The 5,143-nt window shown below is 71.7% G+C and carries 7 protein-coding genes; all 7 read left to right on the forward strand.

What is annotated here, in order from left to right:
- The coding region (locus ACO2TI_RS17635) for an integrase core domain-containing protein (protein ID WP_423286734.1) at positions 1 to 128 on the forward strand (128 nt) is incomplete at its 5' end.
- A 102-nt stretch (positions 129 to 230) separates the two neighbouring features.
- Positions 231 to 863, forward strand: coding sequence for a TetR/AcrR family transcriptional regulator (locus ACO2TI_RS17640; RefSeq protein WP_423286408.1), 633 nt, complete (start codon positions 231 to 233; stop codon positions 861 to 863).
- A 226-nt stretch (positions 864 to 1,089) separates the two neighbouring features.
- Complete coding sequence (locus ACO2TI_RS17645) at positions 1,090 to 2,001, forward strand: alpha/beta fold hydrolase (protein WP_423286410.1); 912 nt, start codon at positions 1,090 to 1,092, stop codon at positions 1,999 to 2,001.
- Positions 2,002 to 2,213: 212 nt separating this feature from the next.
- Positions 2,214 to 2,432: a hypothetical protein gene (locus ACO2TI_RS17650; RefSeq protein WP_423286413.1), complete on the forward strand. Its 219-nt coding sequence runs from the start codon at positions 2,214 to 2,216 to the stop codon at positions 2,430 to 2,432.
- 65 nt (positions 2,433 to 2,497) lie between these two features.
- Positions 2,498 to 2,683, forward strand: coding sequence for a hypothetical protein (locus tag ACO2TI_RS17655; RefSeq protein ID WP_423286416.1), 186 nt, complete (start codon positions 2,498 to 2,500; stop codon positions 2,681 to 2,683).
- A 294-nt stretch (positions 2,684 to 2,977) separates the two neighbouring features.
- Positions 2,978 to 4,327: a solute carrier family 23 protein gene (locus tag ACO2TI_RS17660; protein ID WP_423286419.1), complete on the forward strand. Its 1,350-nt coding sequence runs from the start codon at positions 2,978 to 2,980 to the stop codon at positions 4,325 to 4,327.
- Between the two features lie 150 nt (positions 4,328 to 4,477).
- Positions 4,478 to 5,143: hypothetical protein (locus ACO2TI_RS17665; protein ID WP_423286421.1), on the forward strand; the 666-nt coding region annotated here is incomplete at its 3' end.

Here is a 5,143-nt window from a genome sequence, read left to right on the forward strand (position 1 = left end):
GCCGCCAGGCCCTCCACAGCTGGCAGCACCACTACAACTGGCACCGCCCCCACCGCGGCATCGGCCGCGTCGCTCCAGCCTCTCGACTACCGGGGCCTCGACACAACGTCTTGACAGCTCACACCTAGGGCCTGTTGGCGCTATGGGAGGGCTCGCGTTAACAGGCCCGAGCTTCGTCGCGCCGACGAACGGTGCTTGCCATTTCGCACGACCGTGCTAAATTGCTTGGCATGGAAGCCAAGACCAGCCGCAGCGAACTCACGCGCGCGGCCATCCTCGATACCGCGCTGGAGATGGCCGCCGCCGACGGGCTGGAAAGCCTCACCCTCGGCGAGCTGGCCAAGCGCCTCAATCTCTCCAAGAGCGGCGTGTTTTCGCGCATCGGCTCGCGCGAGGGGCTGCAGGTCGCGGTGATCGAGGAGTACGCGCGCCGCTTCCTGCAAGACGTCTTCACGCCGGCGATGCGCGAGCCGCGCGGCCTGCCGCGGCTCAACGCCATCATGCGGCTGTGGCTGGCGCGCGCGCGCGACGTCGACATTCGCACGGGCTGCATCTTCTGCGCCGGCGCGTTCGAGTTCGACGACCGCGACGGCCCGCTGCGCGAGCTGATGCTCGAGAAGGTGTTGGGCTGGCGCGCCGCGCTCAAGCGCACCGTCATCCAGGCCATCGATGCCGGCCACCTGCGTCCCGACATCGACGCCGACCAGCTCGTCTTCGAGATGGACGGCCTGTTCGTCGCGCTGATGCGCGAGGCGCGCTTCCTGCGCGACCCCAAGGCGCCCGAGCGCGCCTGGGCCGCCTACGAGCGCCTGATCGACAGCCGCCTGGCCGTGCCGGGCAGCCTTCCCTCCACCCCGCTCTGAACCCGTGAAGTCATGCATCACCTTCACGCGTTTCCCAATTTCGCACGATCGTGCGAATAACCGCGAGCCTGACCCGGGCTCCCACCAGGAGATCGCCATGTTCATCGTCCTCCTCGCCGTTGCCGCCGCGGCCGTTGCCGTGCCTGCCTACCGCGCCCTGCGCCGCCTGCTGCGGGCGGTGCCGGCCAGCAATGCCGACTTCAGCCCGTTCTGAGCGAGGTCCGGCATGGCCGACGCTCTCAACGCTGCGGTTGCCGACGCGGTCGCGAACTACTACGCCCGCCGGCCGGCCGTGACCTGGCTGGGCCGCGGCCTGGCCGCCGTGCAGGCATTGCGGCCGGCCGCCGCCACGCGCCTGGCCGCCCGCCTGTTCTTTACGCCGTTGCCGGCCAAGTGGCGCGCCGCCCGCGCGCCGGTGCCGCCGGGCTGGCGCGTCGAGTCGCTGGCGTTCGAGCGCGGCCGGCTCGCGCTTTTCCGGCCCGAGGCCGACACCGCCGGACCGCCCGTGCTGCTGCTGCACGGCTGGGGCGGCGCGGCGCAGCAGATGCTGCCGATCGCGCGTGCCCTCGCGGCGGCCGGCGCGCGGCCCTGGCTGCTCGACTGGCCCGCGCATGGGCGCAGCAGCGGCTGGCGCGCCAGCCTGCCGCAGTTCGTCCGTGTGCTCGACTACCTGCTGGCGCGCCTGGCCGACGAGCTCGGCAGCACGCCCGCCGTCGCTGCCCATTCGCTCGGCGCGCTCGCGGCGGCCGCGGCCGCCGGGCGCGGCGCGCCGGTGTCTCGGCTGGTGCTGCTTGCACCGTCGCCGCCGCCCGAGCCGGTGCTGCGCGGCTTCGCGCGCGGCGTCGGGCTCGATGACGCCGCGCAGCGCCGGCTGCGCCGCCACATCGAGGCCAGCGAGGGCCTGCTGCTCGACGGCTTCGAGCCCCAGCGGCTTGGGCAGCGCCTGGCGCTGCCGACGCTGATCGTCCATGACCGGGACGACCGCATGGCGCCGTTGGAGGTCAGCCGCCGCCTCGCGGCCCATGCCGCCGGCGCCGAACTGCTGGTGACCGAAAGCCTCGGTCACCTGCGCCTGCTGGAGCACGCGGGGGTCGCCGAAACGGTGCGCGACTTCGTCGTCAGGCCCCGGGTTCTGTAAGCGACTGGTTGCGCCTGCGTCGCTCGCCGTCACGCACAGCGACCGCTCACTGACGCCGCGCGTCACTCCTGTAACGCCAAACATAGCTCGGCGAGCGGGCGCTCACCCTCGCCGAAGCCGTGGCGTGACGGATTGCACGCCGCGTCGTGCGTCGCGAGCCTGGCACGGCTGATGCACCTGGGCCTCCACAGCATCTCAGAGGAGGTGGAGCCATGACGCAGCGACCGACGAAGACTTCCTGGCGCTCCAGCGCCGCTCAGCCCGTGCAAGGCGGCTGGTCGTCGCTGCTGCGTCTGGCCGCACGCGGCGCCGCCAGCGCCTGGGCCGCTCGCGGCACCGGGCGCGGGCGCCAGGTGCGTTCGCAGCCGGGCCCGGCGATCCATGCGCCGCTGCACGCGCTGATCGTTTCCGACACGTGGTCGCCGCGCTGAGCGCGCCGCGACTGCGTAGTCCCACCGGTTCTCAAACCGGGACGTCGTTGAGAAAGTCTCAAGCGATGAACAAGACCCGACTCGGCCTGGCGCACACGCCGGTGCTGTCGCGCCGGCCGGCACCGCCGGCCCTGCCGCCGAAGACGACGGCCGTGCTGGGCATGGCGCGCCATGGGATGCCGCTGCAGCTCGAGCTGCCCTTCGTGCGCACCGGCAGCGCCTTCGTGGTCAACAAGTTTCGGACGGGGTGAAGTCCCGGGGGGGTGGGCGCGGCCGAAGGTGTGAGAGCGAGCTTCGGCCAAGTCGTCCCGCCCCCCTGATTTTCTTTGCCCCTGTCGCCCAGCCGGCCGGTCGCCGGCGCGGCCCGGCATGTGCTTGCGTTGGCGCGGCGCGCCTTCCCTACCGCCGCCGTGACAAGCTGACGTGACGCTCAAGACGCACGTTGTTACATTCACGCCGGCGTGTGAGACGGCACGCGCATCCCCGGCGCGCGCGACGCACACGGCCGTCGGGGCTCACGACCCACAGTCGCCAGGAGCCTTTCGATGAGCCTCATTCCGCAGTGGCAGCGGCCGGACCCGAACCGTCCCGGCGGGGTCGTCTGCCCCGACGAACGCCTGCCGTGGCCGCAGACCTTCGTGCTCGGCGTGCAGCACGTGATCGCGATGTTCGGCGCCACCGTGCTCGCCCCGCTGCTGATGGGCTTCGACCCCAACGTTGCGATCCTGATGTCGGGCATCGGCACGCTGATCTTCTTCTTCGTCGTCGGCGGCCAGGTGCCGAGCTACCTCGGCTCGAGCTTCGCGTTCATCGGCGTCGTGATCGCCGCGACCGGCTACGCCGGCAAGGGCCCGAACGGCAACATCGGCGTCGCGCTCGGCGGCATCGTCGCCTGCGGCCTGGTCTACGTGCTGATCGGCCTGCTGGTACATGCGACCAACGTGCGCCACAAGCGCTCGACCGTGATCCAGGGACTCGAGGTCGACGAGGTCGAGGCCGGCGTCGCGGTGCACTGGATCGAGCGGCTGATGCCGCCGGTGGTCACCGGCTCGGTGGTCGCGGTGATCGGCCTCAACCTGGCGCAGGTGCCGATCAAGAACATGGCGCCGACCGCATTCGACACCTGGGTGCAGGCCATCACCTTCGTGTGCGTCGGCCTGGTGGCGGTCTACACGCGCGGCATGGTGCAGCGCCTGCTGATCCTCGTCGGCCTGCTGATCGCCAGCGCGATCTATGGCGTGCTGACCAACGGCCTGGGCCTGGGCAAGCCGATCGACTTCAGTGGCGTCATCGCCGCGCCCTGGTTCGGCCTGCCGCGTTTCGCCGCGCCGGTGTTCGACATCAACGCCATCTTGCTGATCGCGCCGGTGGCGGTGATCCTGGTGGCCGAGAACCTTGGCCACATCAAGGCGGTAGCTGCCATGACGGGCCGTGACCTCGACGCCTACATGGGCCGCGCCTTCGTCGGCGACGGCCTCGCGACCATGGTCTCGGGCGCGGCCGGCGGCACCGGCGTCACCACCTACGCCGAGAACATCGGCGTGATGGCGGCCACCAAGATCTACTCGACCGCGATCTTCGTCGTCGCGGCGCTGATCGCCGTGGTGCTGGGCTTCAGCCCCAAGTTCGGCGCGCTGCTGCAGGCCATTCCGCTGGCCGTGATGGGCGGTGTCTCGATCGTCGTGTTCGGCCTGATCGCGGTGGCCGGCGCGCGCATCTGGGTGCAAAACAGCGTCGATTTCAGCGACAACACCAACCTGATCGTGGCCGCCGTCACGCTGATCCTGGGCACCGGCGACTACACGCTCAAGCTCGGGGATTTCGCGCTCGGCGGCATCGGCACCGCCACCTTCGGCGCGATCGCGCTGCACGCGCTGTTGCGGCGCGGCCGCTAGGAGCTTCCCCGCGCTCGCGCGGCTCAAGCACCGGGCCGCGCGACCGATAACACCGACATCATGGCTTCTGGCGTGCGCGGGCAATCCTCTCGTGCCGGCTTCTTGCGTGGAGCCGGCGCTTGCGCGTTGCTGGCCTTGTGCCTGGTCGCCATGCCGGCGTCTCGCGCCCAGGCACCGGCCGCCTCGACGGCGGCCGTCGCCGAGCCCACGCTGCTGCAGCTGCGCCAGCTCGGCGAACGCGGGCAGCGCGACCCCGCCGGCGGACTCGTCGAGCTGGCGCGCTGGCGCGGCCGGCTGCCGGTGGGCAGCGCGGTCTGGCTCGAGCACCTGCTCGTCACCGGCCTGCTGCTCGGTGACCTGCGGCGCGTCGATGCACTCGAAGCGCTGCTGCGCGAGCTCGACCAGGGCGCGCCGCACGACGCGCGCGTGCGCGCCGCCGGCCTGCTGGTGCGCGGCAATCTTGAGCGCGAGCAGGGTGACCTCGCGCGCGCCGAGGACGTGCTGCTCAGCGCGCAGGAGATCGAGCCCTCCGGGCCGAACGACTACACGCGGCTGCGCATCGCCGAGCTGCTCACGCTGATCTACATCGACCGCGGCGCGCGCGAGAGCGCGGTCAGCATGGCGCAGGACGCGGTGCGGATTGTCGACGCGCTCGCCGTCGGTCTGCCCGACGCCCACGTGCAGCGGCTGCGCGCGCGCACGCGAGTACAACATCCAGGCGCAGCGCGCGGCCGAGCTGGCCGGCGACCTGGTCGAGGCCTCGCGCTCGCGCAACGTCGAGGCTTACATCCTCAGCGAACTGGGCCAGCCGGGCGA

The sequence above is a fragment of the Caldimonas sp. KR1-144 genome, from assembly GCF_049446155.1.
Taxonomy (GTDB): domain Bacteria; phylum Pseudomonadota; class Gammaproteobacteria; order Burkholderiales; family Burkholderiaceae_C; genus Rivibacter.

What these genes read in the sequence shown, in the direction of transcription:
- ACO2TI_RS17660 (WP_423286419.1), top strand. Translation starts at nt 2,978, where the DNA reads ATGAGCCTCATTCCGCAGTGGCAGCGGCCGGACCCGAACCGTCCCGGC.
- ACO2TI_RS17650 (WP_423286413.1), top strand. Translation starts at nt 2,214, where the DNA reads ATGACGCAGCGACCGACGAAGACTTCCTGGCGCTCCAGCGCCGCTCAG.
- ACO2TI_RS17645 (WP_423286410.1), top strand. Translation starts at nt 1,090, where the DNA reads ATGGCCGACGCTCTCAACGCTGCGGTTGCCGACGCGGTCGCGAACTAC.
- ACO2TI_RS17640 (WP_423286408.1), top strand. Translation starts at nt 231, where the DNA reads ATGGAAGCCAAGACCAGCCGCAGCGAACTCACGCGCGCGGCCATCCTC.
- ACO2TI_RS17655 (WP_423286416.1), top strand. Translation starts at nt 2,498, where the DNA reads ATGAACAAGACCCGACTCGGCCTGGCGCACACGCCGGTGCTGTCGCGC.